This is a genomic window from Streptomyces sp. NPDC027672, from assembly GCF_055566335.1.
Genome location: NZ_JBVHSO010000003.1, coordinates 389,216 through 406,435, shown reverse-complemented (window position 1 = coordinate 406,435; position 17,220 = coordinate 389,216). Strand labels below are relative to the sequence as shown.

Below are 17,220 nucleotides of genomic sequence, written 5' to 3'. Positions count from 1 at the left end.
GCCCGGACCGGGTCGTCCCACGGGTCACATCCGTCCCGTCTGTCACCGCGCCGCAGGGGTAGACGGCCGTGGTGACTACTCCCTCCGTGAAGACGTCCGGCGGCGCGCCGCAGGGCGCGACCACCTCGCTCAAGAAGGCGCTCACCACGCCTCTGCTCTACTTCTTCATCCTCGGTGACGTGCTGGGCGCGGGCGTCTACGTCCTCGTCGGCCAGGTGGCCGCGGAGTCGGGCGGCGCCGTGTGGGTGCCCCTGCTCCTGGCCCTGCTGCTGTCGCTCCTGACGGCCGCCTCGTACGCCGAGCTCGCCACCAAGTACCCGAGGGCGGGCGGCGCCTCCCACTACGCGACCCTCGCGTACGGGCCGTTCACCGGTTTCCTCGCCGGATTCTGCATGCTCGCCGCGGGCATCGTGTCCGTGGCGGCGCTGGCGCGGGGCTTCGCCGGCGACTACCTGACCGCCTTCGTCAGCCTGCCCGTCGTCCTGGTGGCGGCCGTCTTCCTGTGCGCCCTGGCCCTCCTGAACGCCCGGGGCATCAGCGAGTCCACCCGCGCCAACGTGGCGGCGACGGTCGTCGAGGTGGGCGGTCTCCTGCTCATCGTCGGCCTCGGGGCGTGGCTGTTCCTGCGCGGCGACGGTGACCCCGGCAGACTCGTCCGGCTCGGCACCCCCGACACCGGTGCCGCCGCCGGCGTCCTGGGCGGCACGGTGCTCGCGTACTACTCCTTCGTCGGCTTCGAGACCTCCGTCAACGTCGCCGAGGAGACCCGCGACCCGCGCCGCTCGTATCCGCGCGCCCTCTTCGGCGCCCTGGTGACGGCGGGAGCCGTCTACGTCCTGGTCGGCATCGTCGCCTCGGCCGCCGTCCCCACCGGTCGGCTGGCCGGTTCCAGCGGGCCGCTGCTCGAAGTGGTGGAGGCGGCGGGCGGCGTGCCGCCGAAGCTGTTCAGTGCCATCGCCCTCGTCGCCGTCGCCAACGGCGCGCTGCTCACCGGCATCATGAGTTCCCGGCTGGCCTACGGCATGGCGCGCGACGGCCTCCTCCCCCGCTTCCTGACCCGGGTGCTCCCCGGGCGCCGTACGCCGTGGGCCTCGATCGCGGCCACGACCGTCCTGTCCTTCCTGCTGGCGCTCACCGGAGACGTGGCGAGCCTCGCCTCCACCCTCGTGCTGCTGCTCCTCGTGGTGTTCTTCATCGTCAACACCGCGGTCCTCGTCCAGCGGCGCGACCGCCCGGAGCGGCCCCACTTCCGGGCGTACACCGCCGTCCCCGTCCTGGGCGCGCTCTCCTGCGTGGTGCTCGCGACGCAGGTCGAGGCCGAGGTCTGGACCCGCGGGCTGATCGTGATCGCGGTCGGCGTGGCGCTGGGGGCCGTCACCACGCTGCGGCGCCGCCGGGCCGGGTCCTGAGGGCCGCGGCCGTGGAGCCGCGCACCACCAGTTCCGGCATGAACACGAACTCGCTGTGCGGTGCGGGCGTCCCGCCGATCTCCTCCAGCAGGGTGCGCACCGCGGCCTGGCCCATGGCCGGCACGGGCTTGCGGATCGTCGTCAGGGGTGGGTCGGTGAAGGCGATCAGGGGCGAGTCGTCGAACCCGACGACGGAGAAGTCCCGGGGGACCTCCAGGCCGCGCCGGCGGGCCGCCCGGATCGCGCCGAGCGCCATCATGTCGCTGGCGCAGACCACCGCCGTGCAGTCCCTGTCGATGAGGGCCGTCGCGGCGGCCTGGCCGCCCTCCAGGCTGTAGAGGGAGTGCTGGATCAGCTCGGACTCGATGACGCCCGTGGGCAGGTCCAGGTGGGCCTGCATGGCTCGGACGAACCCGTCGGCCTTGCGCTGGACCGGGACGAAGCGCCGGGGGCCCACCGCCAGCCCGATGCGGGTGTGTCCCAGGGACGTCAGATGGGCCACCGCCAGCGTCATCGCCGCCCGGTCGTCGGGCGAGATGAACGGCGCCTCCACCTTCGAGGAGAAGCCGTCCACCAGGACGAACGGCACCCCCTGGGCGCGCAGCCGACCGTACCGTGCCATGTCGGCGGTGGTGTCCGCGTGCAGCCCGGAGACGTAGATGACGCCGGCCACCGCCCGGTCCACCAGCATCTCGGTGAGTTCGTCCTCCGTGGACCCGCCGGGAGTCTGTGTGGCGAGCACCGGGGTGTAGCCCTGCCGGGTCAGCGCCTGCCCGATGACCTGGGCGAGCGCCGGGAAGATGGGGTTGTCCAGCTCCGGGGTGATCAGCCCCACCAGTCCCTCGCTGCGCTGTCTCAACCGTAAGGGGCGCTCGTACCCCAGCACGTCCAGGGCGGCCAGGACGGACTGCCGGGTGTGGGAGGCGACACTCGGCTTCCCGTTGAGGACGCGGCTGACGGTGGCCTCGCTCACCCCCGCCTGGGCCGCGATGTCGGCGAGCCGGATGGTCACCGGCACGGTCTGTACCGGACGCACGTCAGACTGCCCACCAGACGGCGGACTCCGCCGGCAGCGCCGTGGTGCCGGCGCCCGGTTCGACGTCGGCGCTCGCCAGCAGCAGCGTGCCGGGCGTGGGCAGGGCGACGGGGGCGGCGGTGAGGTTGACCGTGCAGACGAAGGAGCCGTTGCCGCTGTCCCGGCGGAACGCCAGCACGCCTTCCGGACTGTCCAGCCAGGTGATCTGGTGGCCCGCGCCCAGCGCCGGGTGCGCGCGGCGGACGGCGAGCGCGCTGCGGTAGAACTCCAGCGTGGAGGCAGGGTCGCCCTGCTGCGCCTCGACGGTCAGGTGGGCCCAGTCCGCGGGCTGGGGCAGCCAGGTCTGCCCGCCCTCGGCGCTGCCGAAGCCGTACGGGGGCGCGACGCCGGACCACGGCAGGGGCACCCGGCAGCCGTCACGGGTGCCGTCCTGGCCGGTGTTGCGGAAGAACGCGGGGTCCTGCCGCACCTCGTCGGGCAGGTCGACCACCTCGGGCAGGCCGAGTTCCTCGCCCTGGTAGAGGTAGGCCGAGCCCGGCAGGGCCAGCATCAGCAGGGTCGCCGCCCGGGCCCGGCGCAGCCCGCGCTCCGGGTCGCCCTCGGCGAGCCGCGTGGAGTGGCGGACCACGTCGTGGTTGGACAGCACCCAGGTCGCCGGCGCGTGCACGGCGTTCACGGCGCGCAGCGAGCGGTCGATGACCTCGCGCAGTTCGGTCGCGTTCCAGGCCGTGCCGAGGAAGTCGAAGTTGAACGCCTGGTGGAGTTCGTCGGGACGCAGGTACAGGGCGCTGCGCTCCACGGTCGGCGTCCACGCCTCGGCGACGGCGATGCGCTCGCCCGCGTACTCGTCGAGGATGCGGCGCCAGCCGCGGTAGATGTCGTGGACGCCGTCCTGATCGAAGTAGGGCACGGCCTGCGCGCCCAGCAGCCGGACCTGTCCGGTGTGGCCGACGTCCGGCAGCCCGGCGGCCTTGACCAGGCCGTGCGCCACGTCGACGCGGAAGCCGTCCACACCCAGGTCCAGCCAGAACCGCAGGATGGAGCGGAACTCGTCGTGGACGGCGGGGTGCTCCCAGTTGAAGTCGGGCTGTTCGGGCGCGAAGAGGTGCAGGTACCACTCGCCCGGGGTGCCGTCCGGTTCGGTGACCCGGGTCCAGGCGGGGCCGCCGAAGATGGACTCCCAGTCGTTGGGCGGCAGTTCGCCGCCGGCACCGTTGCCCGGGCGGAAGTGGAAGCGGTCCCGCAGCGGGGAGCCCGGGCCTTCGCGCAGCGCCTGCTTGAACCACTCGTGCTGGTCGGAGCAGTGGTTGGGCACCAGGTCGACGATGATGCGCAGGCCCAGTGCGTGCGCGTCGCGCACCAGGTCGTCGGCGTCGGCGAGCGTGCCGAACATCGGGTCCACGGCGCGGTAGTCGGCCACGTCGTAGCCGCCGTCCGCCTGCGGGGAGGCGTAGAACGGCGAAAGCCAGACGGCATCGACGCCGAGTTCCTTCAGGTAGGGCAGGCGGGCGCGGATGCCGGGCAGGTCGCCGGTCCCGTCGCCGTTGCTGTCGGCGAAGCTGCGCGGGTACACCTGGTAGATGACGGCGTCGCGCCACCACTCGCGGTGCCCGGGGGCGGCGGTGGGGGCTTCGCTGGGAACTGTGTCGGTGACGTGCTGGGTCATGGATTCCCTCCCTTGGGGGGCGGCGGGCAGGACGGCGGCGGCGCCCGCCCGGTCGGCGGGAGCCGGTCGTGCGTGGGTGGGGGCCGGTCAGGACTTGGTGCCGCCGGCCGTCAGCCCGGAGACGAGGCTGCGCTGCACCAGCATGAAGACGAGGGCGGCGGGGAGGGTGATGATGATGGCGGTGGCCGAGGTCCACGCCCAGTCGGGCCGCTGGTCCTGGGCGAAGGTGCGGATGCCGACGGCGAGCGTGTAGTGGTCGGACTGCATGAACTGGGTGGCGTAGGCGACCTCGCCCCAGGCGGTGAGGAAGCTGTAGAAGGCCGTCACCGCCAGGCCCGGCCTGGCCAGCGGCACGATCAGCCGCCAGAAGGTGCCGAGGGGGGTGAGGCCGTCCACCCGGCCCGCCTCGTCTATCTCCTTGGGGATGGTGTCGAAGTAGCCCTTCATCATCCAGGCGCAGAAGGGCACCGCGGTGGTCGCGTAGGCCAGGATCAGTCCGAGGTAGTTGTCGAGCAGGTGCAGTTCGGACATGAGCAGGTACAGCGGCACGATCAGGACGATGCTGGGGAACATCTGGGTGACCAGGAAGGTCCACATCAGCTGCCGGCTGCCCGGGAACCGCATCCGGGACACGGCGTAGCCCGCGGTCGCCGCGAGGAAGACGCCCAGCGCGGTGGTGCCGGCCGCCACGATGACCGTGTTCAGGAACCACTGCATCAGGTCCGAGTGCGCCAGCACGTCGGCGTAGTTGTGCAGGCTGAGGTTCTTCAGCACCTCGCCCGGCTGCTGCCAGGCGTTCTTCGGGCCCAGGGAGATGAACAGGATCCACACCACGGGAAAGGCCGCGATCACGGTGGCGAGGATCAGTGTGCCGTGCAGGACGACGGAGGCCCCCACGCCGCGTTCCTCCCGGCCGCGCACCCTGCGGGTGGGTGCGGGGGCGGGGACGGGACGCGGTGCCGTGTCGCGGGGCGCGGCCGCGGTCTCGGGCGTTGCTGCGGTCATGGCGATAACTCCTTTACGCCTGCTCGGACTTCAGGGTGCTGCGGCGGTAGAAGGTCGAGAAGGCCAGCAGGAGGGCGAGGATGATGATCCCGTAGGTGGCCGCTCCCGCGTAGTCCGAGATCCCGTTGAAGGCCTTGTGGAAGGCGAAGGTGACGAGGATGTCGGTGTCGCCGGTGGTGTTGTTGCCCAGCAGCAGGTAGATGACGTTGAACATGTTGAACGTCCAGATGCAGCCCAGCAGGACCACGGTGTTGGAGACCGGGCGCAGCCCGGGCAGCGTGACGTTGACGAAGCGCTGCCAGGGTGAGGCGCCGTCCATCTCGGCCGCCTCGTAGAGCTCCTTGGGAATCGACTGGAGTCCGCCGAGGAGGGCGACCATGTTGAAGGGGATGCCGATCCAGACGTTGACCATGATGACGGCGATCTTCTGGGCCAGGGGGGTGCCGAGCCAGTTCTGCGCGGGCAGGCCGACCGCCTGGATGATCTCGTTGAAGACGCCGTACTGGGAGTTGAGCATCAGCCGCCAGGCGAAGACGCCGATGAACGACGGGACGGCCCACGGCAGGATCAGCATCGCGCGGTAGAAGCCGCGCAGGCGCATCTTGCGGTTGAGCAGCACCGCGAGCGCCATGCCGAGCCCGACCTGGAGGACGACGCAGGACACCGTCCACACGATCGTCCACAGCAGGCGCGGGTAGAAGTCGCCGTCCGCGCCCGACAGGACGTGCCAGTAGTTGTCCAGCCCGACGAAGTCGTAGGTGGCCGGACGGTGGAAGGCACCGATGGTGGAGGCGACGTTCGACTCGTTGGCGTTGGTCAGCGACTGGTAGAAGCCGTAGCCCAGCGGATACAGCACCAGCAGGGTGATGACGAGGGCGACGGGGGCGACCATGGCCCAGGCGTACCAGTACTTGTCCCAGGAACGCCGGAGCGCCGGGACACGGGGGCGGGTCGGGGATTGGCGGCCGCGTGCCGTTTCGCCGGTCTTTCCGGTGTTCGATGCCATCGTCATACTCATCGGCTCTTTCGCGAACGAGGTCGGGTGGTTCCGCAGCCCCGGGGAGCCCCGGACGGGGCGTTAGCGGGGAATCTGGTCCCCGGGGCTGCGTGTCCTGCGGTGACCGGGGGCGGTGCCCGCCGGGTCAGCCGATGGAATAGCCGGGCAGGAGGTTCTTGAACTCGTCGGCGGTGGCGTCGAGGCCGCCCTTGACCGACTCGTCGCCCTGGAGGATCTTCACGTAGTTCTGCGCGAGCGGGGTGAAGAGCGAACCGACCTGCGGGAGGGCCACGCGTGCGCGTGCCGTGTGCTCCAGGATCGGCTTGAAGCCGGCGATCTTGGCGTCCGCGGTGACCTCGCTGGTGTAGGCGGACTTGCGGGTCGGCAGGGTGCCGGTGCCCTCGGCGATGGCGATCTGGCTCTGCGTGGACGTCATGAACTGCGTGAACAGGTAGCTGGCGTCCATGTTGCTCGAACCCTGGTAGACCGCGAGGTTGTGGCCGCCGGTCGGGGCCTGGGCCTTGCCGCCGGCGCCGGCCGGGACGGCCGCGAAGCCGAGGTTGCCCTTGTCGTCCTTGAACGCCGGGCCGGTCAGGTCGTCGCCCACCGACCAGGGCCCCTGGACCAGCATGGCGACCTTCCCGTTCTTGAAGGCGGCCTGCATGTTCTGGTAGGCGTTCGCGTAGTCGACCTTCATCGACGCCTCGTCGTTGATCTTCTTGGCGACGGTGAGGGCCTTGACCGCGGCGTCGTTGTTGATGGTGATCTTCTTGGCCGACGGCTCGGCCAGGTCCGCGCCGTTGCTGTAGAGCAGCGGGAGCAGGAAGTACGAGTCGGGGTTGAGGTACGTGCCGTAGGCCCCGGTCTTCCGCTTGATGGTCTTCGCGTCGGCGATGAACTCGTCCCAGGTCACGGGCGGCTTGGCGATGCCGGCCTGCTTCAGCAGCTTCTTGTTGTACAGCAGGCCCAGGGTGTCGGTGACCGACGGGACGCCGTAGGTCTTGCCCTGGTACTTGGCGGTGTTCAGCGGGACGGCGTTGTAGTCGGCGGTGTCCTGGAGGGCCGGGGTGCCGTCGAGCGGGGCGATGTAGCCCAGCGAGGCGTACTCCGCCATCAGGCCCACGTCGGTGCGCACGACGTCCGGGGCGCCCTTGCCGCTCTTGGCGGCCGACTTGAACTTCTGCTCGATGTCGGTGAACGGGACGTTCTGGTAATCGACCTTGATCTTGGGGTACTTGGTCTCGAACTTCTTGACCAGCGCCTTGTACGTCGGGGCTTCGGTCGCCGCGTCCGAGGTGTCCCAGTACGTGATCGTCCCGCTGATGTCCTTGGGGTCCTTCGGCTTGCCGGACGCGTCACCATCCGAGCCGGAACAGGCGGAGGCGGTGAGTGCGACCACGGTGACTGCGGCGGCGATCGAAAGGCCACGTCGCATGTGAACTCCTTGAAGTGGATGCCCGGGTCATCCCTTGAGGGGACCGGGGTGCCGTCTGTCCCAATCGACGGCCGCCGGGCGCGACTTGAACATAACAAGGTTGCAATCCCTTGCGAAAGACATTGCAGGGAGATTTCCCCAAGATCCCGCGACCGTGACAACTTCGCGACCTACGGCGGAGGTTGTGCACCGGGACCACTCGGCGGCCCGTCCGTGCAGGTCAGTCGGCGCTCTAGCGCGCTCTACGGCATCTCCCGCCCCTTCTCTCAGCAGACACCCCGCCCTCCGCCGGGCCCGGACCCGAAGCGCCGGGCCGCCACCGCCCGTATCGGCACTCGCATGATCTGATGTGCCGTCAGCTCCAGTGGTGAAGATTCTTGCTGGGGCTTTCACGACCCTTGCTGTAACCGTCCCGGCGTGGATACGGTCGCGCCGGCGTCCCGGCGCCGAAGCCGCTCGCCGGCGCGCCGCCGGGCCCGCTCAAGCCATCCCTCGACGCGAGGAGTCGACACTCGTGACAGCCAACCGGCCGGCCCCAGTGCGGGGCGGCCTCCTCCGGTCCGTGCGCAGGAGAGGCATACGACGGCGGGCGGCGGCGGTCACCGCCGTCCTGCTCGCCACCGCCGCCCTCCAGTCGCTCGCCGCGCCCGTCCGCGCGGCCGCCGGCGCTCCCGGCGCGGCGGACACCGCCGCCGTGAACCTGACCACCTCCAGGGCGATCTGGATCGACCGGGACACCGTCGCCTGGAACGGCGTCGACGGCGCCGCCTCCACCCAGTTGCTGGCCTCCGAGGACGGTTCCCTCACCGTCCGGGACGGGACCCTGAGCGGCGACGACGAGCGCTGGATCAGGCTGGGGAGGACCGCGCTCACGGACGCCCAGAAGGCCAGGTTCCCGCACCTGAGGGACTACACCGCTTGGTCGGTGGACCCGCGGGACCGGGACCGGGTGCGCGCCGCGCTCCGAGGCCAGCTCGTGGCCGCGCAGCGGGCGGCGGACGGAACGGTGCTGGCCGCGACCGGGGTGCAGACCGCCGGTGTGCTCGACGACCTCTACCGTGGCGCGGCCAAGGCGGAGCTGGGCCCGGTCTTCCACCACGGCCGGCCCGCCCTGAACGTGTGGGCGCCGACCGCGCAGAGCGTCTCACTGGAGCTGGACGGCTCCACCGTGGCCATGCGCCGCGACGACGCCACCGGTGTCTGGTCCGTGACGGGCCCGGCGTCCTGGACGGGCAAGTCCTACCGGTACGTGGTGAAGGTGTGGGCGCCGAGCGTGCGCGAGGTCGTCACCAACAAGGTCACCGACCCCTACTCCGTCGCCCTCACCGCGGACTCCGGACGCAGTCTGGTCGTGGACCTGGACGATCCGTCCCTGGCGCCGGCCGGGTGGGCGGGGCTGCGCAAGCCCCGGGCCGTCGCGCTCAGGGACGCGCAGATCCAGGAGCTGCACATGCGGGACTTCTCGGTGGAGGACCGCACCTCCCGGCATCCGGGCACCTATCTGGCGTTCACCGACAAGGACAGCGACGGCTCCCGGCACCTGCGGCGACTGGCGCGGGCGGGCACGTCGTACGTGCATCTGCTGCCCGTCTTCGACATCGCCGGGATCCCCGAGCGCACGGCGGACCAGGCGGTCCCGGCGTGTGCTCTGCCGTCCTATCCGGCCGACTCCGGCCGGCAGCAGGAGTGCGTGGCGAAGACCGCCGCGCAGGACGCCTACAACTGGGGTTACGAGCCGTACCACTTCACCGTGCCCGAGGGCTCCTACGCCACCGACCCGGACGGCACCGCCCGCACCGTGGAGTTCCGGCGGATGGTGCAGGCCCTCAACCAGGACGGTCTGCGGGTCGTCATGGACGTCGTCTACAACCACACCGCCGCCGCGGGCCAGGCCGGCACCAGCGTCCTGGACCGGATCGTGCCCGGCTACTACCAGCGCCTTCTGGCCGACGGCTCGGTCGCCAACAGCACCTGCTGCGCCAACACCGCGACCGAGAACACGATGATGGGCAAGCTGGTCGTGGACTCCGTCGTCACCTGGGCGCGGCAGTACAAGGTCGACGGATTCCGCTTCGACCTCATGGGCCACCAGCCCAAGGCCAACCTCCTCGCCGTCCGCCAAGCCCTGGACGCCCTCACTCCCGCGAAGGACGGCGTGGACGGCAAGAAGATCATCCTGTACGGGGAGGGCTGGAACTTCGGCGAGGTCGCCGACAACGCCCGCTTCATCCAGGCCACGCAGGCGAACATGGCCGGCACCGGCATCGCCACCTTCTCCGACCGCGCCCGCGACGCCGTGCGCGGAGGCAGCCCCTTCGACGCCGATCCCCGCGTCCAGGGCTTCGGCTCCGGCCTCTACACCGACCCCAACACCTCCCCCGCCAACGGCACGACGGAGGAACAGAAGGCCCGGCTCCTGCACTACCAGGACCTCGTCAAGGTCGGCCTGACCGGCAGCCTGAAGGACTTCACCTTCACCGACACCAGCGGCGAACGGGTCAGCGGCGCCGGCGTCGACTACAACGGCGCGCCCGCCGGTTACGCCGACGCGCCCGGTGACGCCCTCGCCTACGCCGACGCCCACGACAACGAGTCCCTCTTCGACGCCCTGGCCTACAAGCTGCCCGCCGGCACCTCCCCCGCCGACCGGGCCCGGATGCAGGTCCTCGCCATGGCCACGGCCACCCTCTCGCAAGGCCCGGCGCTCTCCCAGGCGGGCACCGACCTGCTGCGCTCGAAGTCCCTGGACCGCAACTCCTTCGACAGCGGCGACTGGTTCAACGCCATCCACTGGAACTGCGCCGACGGCAACGGCTTCGGACGCGGACTGCCTCCCGCGGCCGACAACCAGTCCAAGTGGCAGTACGCCAAGGCGCTGCTGACCACCGTCAGGGCCGGCTGTCCCCGGATCACCGCCGCCTCCGCCGCCTACCGCGACCTGCTGCGCATCCGCACCACCGAGGACGCCTTCTCCCTCCGCACCGCCGCCCAGGTGCAGGACCGCCTGTCCTTCCCGCTGTCCGGCACCCACGAGACCCCGGGCGTCATCACCATGGCCCTCGGCGACCTGGTCGTCGTCTTCAACGCCACCCCGCAGCAGCAGCGGCAGCGGATCGGCCGGCTCGCCGGTACCCCGTACCACCTGCACCCGGTGCAGGCCGCCGGTGCGGACCCGGTGGTGAAGACCTCCCGTTACGAGCGGCGGACCGGCACCTTCACGGTGCCGGCCCGTACGGTCGCGGTGTTCCGCTCCTGAACCCGCCCACCCCTCCTCACGAGACCGAGAGGTCTCCGGCCGGCGGGTGCCTCCCGGCAGTACGGGAGGCACCCGCCGGCCGGCGTGTGAGGGGAGCGGTGTCAGGAGACGGCGACCGAGGTGGCGGCCAGCAGCGCGCCGTTGGCGGCCCGTTGCGTGGCGATGAGCTGGGCACGCAGTGCGGCCGGGACGCGGTCGCGGTCGCGGGCGTCGACCCGGAAGGCCGGGGCGTCCGCCAGCTCCGGGTGTGCCTTCTTCTGCGCGTCGGTCAGTGCGGCCGGGATCAGACGCAGCCAGTGGCCCTCGTCGGACAGCGCGCCGTCCTTGACGGTGATGCCTCCGTGCGGGGAGTACACCAGTTGCTGGCTGGTGGAGTCCGTGACCTTCACCGGCCACACCACCGTGTCCGCGTCGATCCAGCGGGCCTTCGCCGCGCCGAGGTCCAGGTCGGGGGCCGCGCCCACGGTCGGCAGCAGGTAGTCGTCGTCACCGCCGACCAGCCAGACCTCCTTGCCGTAGGTGCCGAAGTCCAGCGACCGGTCGGCGCTGATGTCCTTCTGGTCGCCCTTGTGGACGATATAGCTGAGCGAGGTCGCGCCCTGGGCAAGAGGGACCTCGAAGGTCACGCCGAAGGAGTCCCGGCCGGCCGGTGTGAGCGGGGTCGTCCAGTCGGTGGGCCGGGCGGCACCGGTCCAGGTGTGCAGGCCCCAGCCGTCGTAGTCGCCGTCGGCCCGGTGGTAGTGGATCACGGCCTTGCCGGGGTCGAGGGGCGGGTAGGCGCCCGCCGGTGCCGTGTCCGAGGCGGTGTCCTCGCCCTGCCGGAGCCAGACCTCGCCCGTCCGGTCCAGGTCGATGGTGCGCTGGGGGCCGTCCGCGGTGCCGTTCCCGGTGACCGTGTACGTCAGGCTCTTCACGCCGTCCTGGGGCCTGACCCAGGCGAAGGCGCCGTAGGCGTCGCGTCCGGTGAACGCGGCCGACTGCCCGGCGGCGTCCAGCGTCCAGCCGGTGTAGTCGCCGTCCGGGCGCAGGTAGTGCACGACGGCGTAGTCGCGGTGCACGGCGCTCGGCGGCTGCGGCGCCGGCGGCCGGCCCGCCGTGGTCGTGGCGAGGTCGCCGTCGGTGCGGCCCGCCAGGTCGACGGCCACGGCCTTGTACGCCAGCGGGGTGCCCTCGCGCACCGTGCCGGGCAGGTGCTGGGTGACCTTGTAGGGGGCGTGGTCGGCGGTGCCGAGCGTGTGCCAGGCGCCGTTGCCGGTCCGGGCGGCGAAGACGACCCGGTTCAGGCCGCCGCCGCTCACGTCGGCGCTGACGTCGACGTCGCCGGTCGCGCCCGGTGCCGGGGCGTGCAGCGTGAGGGAGGGCGGGGTGGCCGGGGTGGCGAGCGGCTTCGCCGCCTTCAGGACCACGGCCGACAGCGCGGGGACGGTGACGGTCACCCGGGTGTCGGCGCCGCTGGTCACCGTGGCGGTGGTGCCGTACAGGCCCCGGTAGGCCAGCCCGGCCGACCCGGTGGGCACCCGCACGGTCTTGGCCTCGGTCGCGTTGTTGAAGGCGACCAGGTAGTCGGCGCGGCGGCGGACGTCCGTCCGGGAGAACGCGTACACGGAGCCCTCGGCGTAGCGCTCGGTCTGGACGCCGTCGCGCAGGGCTGGGTGCTGCCGGGTGAGCCGGGAGAGCGTGGCTATCGCGCGGTACAGCGGGTGGGAGGTGTCGTACGCGTCGGAGGCGGCCGTCCGGTCGGTGCCGATCTCGTCGTCGTCCAGGTAGTCCGGCACCTTCGAGGCGAACATCGTCTGCCGGGCGTCCTTGTCGCCGCCGGCGCCGGTGAAGCCCTGCTCGTCACCGGCGTAGACGACCGGGTTGCCCCGGGAGAGGAACATCAGCTCGTGGGCGAAGCGGTCCCGGCGCAGCAGACCGGCGTCGTCCGCGCCGGGGTTGTCCTTCAGCAGGAACCCGCCGATGCGGCCCATGTCGTGGTTGCCGAGGAAGGTCACCTGCTCATAGGCGTTCGCCTTGTCGGTGGTGTAGCGGTGGTCCTGGGCGAAGACGTCGGCGAGCCGGTCGGCGCTGCGGCCCTGGGAGGCGTACTGCCGGATCGCGTCCTGGAGCGGGAAGTCCAGGGTCGCGTCGAGGCGGCCCCGGCGGACGTACGGCGAGGTGACGGACGGGTCGGAGGAGAGTGTCTCGCCGAAGATGAAGAAGTTCTTGCGGCCCTTCTTCGCGGCGTAGGCGTCGAGGGCCGTCGCCCACTGCGTCCAGAAGGGCAGGTCGACGTTGCGGACGGTGTCGACGCGGAAGCCGTCGACACGGAAGTCCCGGACCCACTTCTCGTAGATCTCCTCCATGCCGTGCACGACTTCGGGGCGCTCGGTCCACAGGTCGTCCAGGCCGGTGTGGTCGCCGTAGAGGCCGCTCTCGCCGACGAAGGTGGAGTCACCGCGGTTGTGGTACATCGTCGGGTCGTTCAGCCACGCGGGGGCCTTGGCGTTCCGTTCGGCCGGGCTGGTCACCGGGGTGTAGGGCAGGCCGCGTGCGTCGATCCTGCGCATACCTGCGGCGTCGTCGAACGGGCGGCCCTCGGTGTCCAGGTAGGGGTAGGCGCCCTTGCTGCGGTACGCGGTCGTCTTCTCGGCGTTCGTGAGGGTGTCGGCGGTGTGGTTGGTGATGACGTCGAAGAAGACCTTCATGCCCTTGGCGTGGGCCTTGCGGATGAGTTCAGCGAGGTCGGCGTCGGTGCCGAAGTGGGGGTCGACGTGGGTGAAGTCGGTGATCCAGTAGCCGTGGTAGCCGGCGCTCTCGCCGTTGCCCTGCACCGGCTTGTTCTTGAAGATCGGGGCCAGCCAGACCGCGGTGGTGCCGAGTCCCTTGATGTAGTCCAGCTTGTTGATCAGGCCCTTGAGGTCCCCGCCCTGGTAGAACCCCTTGTCGGTGGGGTCGTACCCGGTGCTGGTGCGGTCCCCGGGCAGGCCGCCCCGGTCGTTGGCGGCGGAGCCGTTGGCGAAGCGGTCCGGCAGGAGGAAGTAGAACTGCTCCCGGGTCAGGTCGTGCCGTGCCGCCACCGCGGCGAGCCGGCGGTCCGACGGCGGTGCGGAGTGCCGGGCGGTCGCGCTCGCCGGCTGGGCGGCGTGCAGGGCCGTGGCGAGGAGGGCGGCGGCGACGGCCGCGGTGGCGGCGCGGGGCGCGGCGGCCGGGCGGCCGCGGCGCGGGAGGCGGGCCGGTCGTCCGCCGGGGTTGCCTCTGCCGGTGGGTGAAGGGGTCACGGTGCGGCTCGTTCCTTTCGGTCGGTGCGGGTGCGGTTCAGGGCTGGACGGGGTGCACGGCGGTGGCGCCGAGCAGGGCCCCGTCCGCCCCGCGCTGGGTGGCGATCACCTGGCGGCTCGTCCGGGCCTCGGCGATCCGGCCGCGGTCGCGCGGGTCGACGGTGAAGACCTGGTGGTGTGCGAACTCCGGATGGGCGGCCCGCTGGTCCCCGGTCAGCTCGGAGGGGTTCAGGCGCAGCCAGCGGCCCTCGTCGGACAAGGCCCCGTCCCGGAGGGTGATGCCGCCGTCCGGCGCGTACACGAGCTGCTGGCTGGCGACTCCGGTCCCGGTGCCCGGCCAGACGACGGTGGTGTCGTCGAGCCAGGTCGCGGCCGAGGTCCCCAGGTCCAGGCCGAACGCGCCGCCGAGGGACGGGGCGAGGTAGGCGGGATCGCCGGCCACGCGCCACACTTCGTGCCCGTAGAGGGAGAAGTCAAGGGTCTCGTCGGTGGGGACGTCCTTGTCCTCCTTCTTGTGCAGGAGGTAGCTGAGCGAGTCGGTGTGGCCGGTCAGCGGGACTTCGAAGACGAGACCGAAGGAGTCCCGGCGCACCGGGCGCACCGGGTCGTTCCACTCCGGCGGATTCGCCGCTCCGGTCCAGGCGTGCAGTCCCCAGCCGTCGTAGTCGCCGTCGGGGCGGTGGTAGTGGATGACCGCCTTCGCCGGGTCCTGCGCGGGGTAGTCGGCCGCCGGTCGGGTCCGCGTCACGGTGGCGCTGTGCTGTTCCGTCCACACCTCGGGCGCGGCGGCGAAGTCGAGGGTGCGTGCGGGGCCGTCGGGGGTGCCGTCCTTCTCGACGGTGAAGGGCACGTCGGTGCTGCCCGGGGGCGGGGTGAACCACGCGAAGGCTCCGTAGGCGTCCCGGCCGGTGAACTCGGCGGTGCCGCCGTCCGCCGTACGCAGCCGCAGGCCGTCGTAGTCGCCGTCGGGGCGCCGGTAGTGGACGACGGCCCGGTGGCGTGCCGCGGTCGGTTTCCCGGCCGCCGGCGCGTGGCCGGCGACGGTGGCGGCGAGGTCGCCCGCGGTCCGGCCGGCGCTGTCGACGGCGACCGCCTTGTACCGCAGGGGCGTGCCGGCCGGGATGTCCCCGGTGATGGTCTGGGTGACCCGGTAGGGGGCGTGGTCCGCGGTGCCGAGGGGCGTCCAGGGGCCGTCGCCCGCCTGTGCGGCGAAGACGACCCGTTCGGGTCCGCCGCCGCTGACGTCGGCGGAGATCTCCACGGTCCCGTGGGCGCCCGCGGCCGGCGGGCGGAGGGTGAGGGAGGGCGCGGCCGCCGGCGCGGCGGGCGGGCGGGCCGCCTCGTACACGACCGCGGACAGGGCCGGGACGGTGAGGGTGAGCGCGCCGGTGCCATCGCTCCGGGTGTGGCCCGTGGTGCCGTACAGCGCCCTGAAGCCCGTGCGCGGTGAGCCGGTGGGCACGGTGACCGTCCGGTCCGCGGTGGCGTTGTTGAAGGCGACCAGGTAGTCCCGGCCCCGTCGGACGTCGGTGCGGGAGAAGGCGTACACGGAGCCCTGCGAGAGGCGTTCGGTCTGTACGCCGTCGCGCAGCGCGGGGTGGTGCCGGGTCAGCGCGGACAGGTGCGCGATCGCCCGGTAGAGAGGGTGGGCGGTGTCGTAGGCGTCGGAGGCCGCCGTCCGGGCGGTGCCGATCTCGTCGTCGTCCAGGTAGTCGGGGACGTGGGAGGCGAACAGGGTCTGGCGGGCGTCGACGTCGCCGCCGGCGCCGGTGAACCCCTGCTCGTCGCCCGAGTAGACCACCGGGTTGCCGCGCGAGAGGAACATCAGCTCGTGGGCCAGGCGGTCGCGGCGCAGCAGTTCGGCGTCGTCCGCGCCCGGGTTGTCCTGGGCGAGGAAGGTGCCGATGCGGCCCATGTCGTGGCTGCCGAGGAAGGTGACCTCGCTGTAGGCGTTGGTCTTGTCGGTGCTGTAGCGGTAGTCCTGGGCGAAGACGTGGGCGAGGTCGTCGGCGGGCCCGCCGCGGGAGGCGAAGTTGCGGGCGGCGGCCTGGAAGGGGAAGTCGAGGGTCGAGTCGAGCCGGCCCTGGGTGACGTAGGGGGCGGTGACGGCCGCGTCGGCCGAGAACGCCTCGGCGAAGAGGAAGAAGTCCCGGTGCCCGTGGCGGGCCGCGTACCGGTCGAGCGCGGTGGCCCACTGGGTCCAGAAGGGCATGTCGACGTTCTTGGCGGTGTCGACGCGGAAACCGTCCACGCCGAAGTCGTCGACCCACTTCTCGTAGATCTCCTCCATGCCGTGCACGACCTCGGGCCGCTCGGTCCACAGGTCGTCCATGCCCATGAAGTCGCCGTCCAGGGCGCTCTCCCCGGCGAAGGTGGAGTTGCCCCGGTTGTGGTACATGGCCGGGTCGTTGAGCCACTCGGGCACCTTGCGGTCCCGTGGGTCGGCGGAGACGCGCGGGGTGTAGGGGGCGCCGTCCGCGTCCACGGGGCGCATGCCGGCGCTGTCGTCGAACGGGCGGCCCTCGGTGTCGAGGTAGGGGTAGGCGCCCTTGCCGCGGTAGCCGTAGCGCGCCTCGGCGTAGTCGACGGTGTCCGCGGTGTGGTTGGTGATGACGTCGAAGAAGACCTTCATCCCCTTGGCGTGCGCCTTGCCGATCAGTTCCGACAGGTCGGCGTCGGTGCCGAAGTGGGGGTCGACGCGGGTGAAGTCGGTGATGGCGTAGCCGTGGTAGTTCGCGGTGGCCCTGCCGTCGCGGACCGTCACGGGTTTGTTCCGGAACACGGGGGCGAGCCAGATGGCCGTGGTGCCGAGGCCCTTGATGTAGTCGAGGTGGTCGATGACGCCCCGGAGGTCGCCGCCCTGGAAGAAGTCCTTGTCGGTGGGGTCGTACCCGGTGCTGGTGCGGTCGCCGGTCAGGCCGCCCCGGTCGTTGGCGGCCGAGCCGTCGGCGAAGCGGTCGGGCAGCAGCAGGTAGAACTGCTCCCGGCTCGCGGCCGGGCGGTCGGGTTGCCCGGCGAGCCGGGCGTCCGACGGCGGCGGGGGCGGCCCCGGCACGGCCGACGCCCGGGGCGTCAGCGGGGGCAGGGCCGCCGTCAGCAGGGCGACGGCCAGGGTGGTTGCGTAGTGTCGGGATCTGCCGGCCACGGGAGCCTCTC

General features: G+C 71.9%; 7 protein-coding genes and 2 pseudogenes. 2 read left to right on the top strand and 7 right to left on the bottom strand.

Features of this window, described 5'->3' with window-relative positions:
* The first annotated feature begins 71 nt into the window (after nt 1-71).
* Nucleotides 72-1,409, top strand: coding sequence for an APC family permease (locus ACZ4SV_RS09820; RefSeq protein ID WP_468002957.1), 1,338 nt, complete (start codon nt 72-74; stop codon nt 1,407-1,409).
* Here the strand turns inward: ACZ4SV_RS09820 and ACZ4SV_RS09815 are convergent.
* The 5 genes from ACZ4SV_RS09815 to ACZ4SV_RS09795 form a co-directional block, all read right to left on the bottom strand.
* Nucleotides 1,375-2,421 carry a LacI family DNA-binding transcriptional regulator gene (locus ACZ4SV_RS09815; protein ID WP_468003392.1) on the bottom strand — a complete coding sequence of 349 codons (1,047 nt, stop codon included), beginning with the start codon at nt 2,419-2,421 and terminating at the stop codon, nt 1,375-1,377. The genes ACZ4SV_RS09820 and ACZ4SV_RS09815 overlap by 35 nt on opposite strands.
* Before the next feature lie 25 nt (nt 2,422-2,446).
* A complete protein-coding gene (locus tag ACZ4SV_RS09810; RefSeq protein ID WP_397981091.1) occupies nt 2,447-4,111 on the bottom strand; it encodes a glycoside hydrolase family 13 protein in 1,665 nt (554 codons plus the stop codon).
* 87 nt (nt 4,112-4,198) lie between these two features.
* Nucleotides 4,199-5,116: a sugar ABC transporter permease gene (locus ACZ4SV_RS09805; RefSeq protein ID WP_365879078.1), complete on the bottom strand. Its 918-nt coding sequence runs from the start codon at nt 5,114-5,116 to the stop codon at nt 4,199-4,201.
* Between the two features lie 13 nt (nt 5,117-5,129).
* Nucleotides 5,130-6,128 carry a carbohydrate ABC transporter permease gene (locus ACZ4SV_RS09800; RefSeq protein WP_468002954.1) on the bottom strand — a complete coding sequence of 333 codons (999 nt, stop codon included), beginning with the start codon at nt 6,126-6,128 and terminating at the stop codon, nt 5,130-5,132.
* Between the two features lie 130 nt (nt 6,129-6,258).
* The gene (locus tag ACZ4SV_RS09795) at nt 6,259-7,548 is read right to left on the bottom strand and encodes an extracellular solute-binding protein (protein ID WP_365879082.1); all 1,290 of its coding nucleotides are present in this window, start codon (nt 7,546-7,548) and stop codon (nt 6,259-6,261) included.
* A gap of 562 nt (nt 7,549-8,110) precedes the next feature.
* On the opposite strand from ACZ4SV_RS09795, the gene pulA reads away from it, so the two are divergent.
* The gene (gene pulA / locus ACZ4SV_RS09790; RefSeq protein WP_468002952.1) at nt 8,111-10,804 is read left to right on the top strand and encodes a pullulanase-type alpha-1,6-glucosidase; all 2,694 of its coding nucleotides are present in this window, start codon (nt 8,111-8,113) and stop codon (nt 10,802-10,804) included.
* A gap of 113 nt (nt 10,805-10,917) precedes the next feature.
* On the opposite strand, the pseudogene ACZ4SV_RS09785 reads toward pulA, so the two are convergent.
* Nucleotides 10,918-13,935, bottom strand: a pseudogene (locus ACZ4SV_RS09785) (alpha-amylase family glycosyl hydrolase); the annotation flags it as partial.
* 184 nt (nt 13,936-14,119) lie between these two features.
* Nucleotides 14,120-17,209, bottom strand: a pseudogene (locus ACZ4SV_RS09780) (alpha-amylase family glycosyl hydrolase); the annotation flags it as partial.
* Nucleotides 17,210-17,220: the final 11 nt, after the last annotated feature.

Bases quoted from the DNA above. Each gene is read 5' to 3' on its own strand.
- ACZ4SV_RS09810 (WP_397981091.1), bottom strand. From the start codon at position 4,111: ATGACCCAGCACGTCACCGACACAGTTCCCAGCGAAGCCCCCACCGCC.
- ACZ4SV_RS09805 (WP_365879078.1), bottom strand. From the start codon at position 5,116: ATGACCGCAGCAACGCCCGAGACCGCGGCCGCGCCCCGCGACACGGCA.
- ACZ4SV_RS09800 (WP_468002954.1), bottom strand. From the start codon at position 6,128: ATGACGATGGCATCGAACACCGGAAAGACCGGCGAAACGGCACGCGGC.
- ACZ4SV_RS09795 (WP_365879082.1), bottom strand. From the start codon at position 7,548: ATGCGACGTGGCCTTTCGATCGCCGCCGCAGTCACCGTGGTCGCACTC.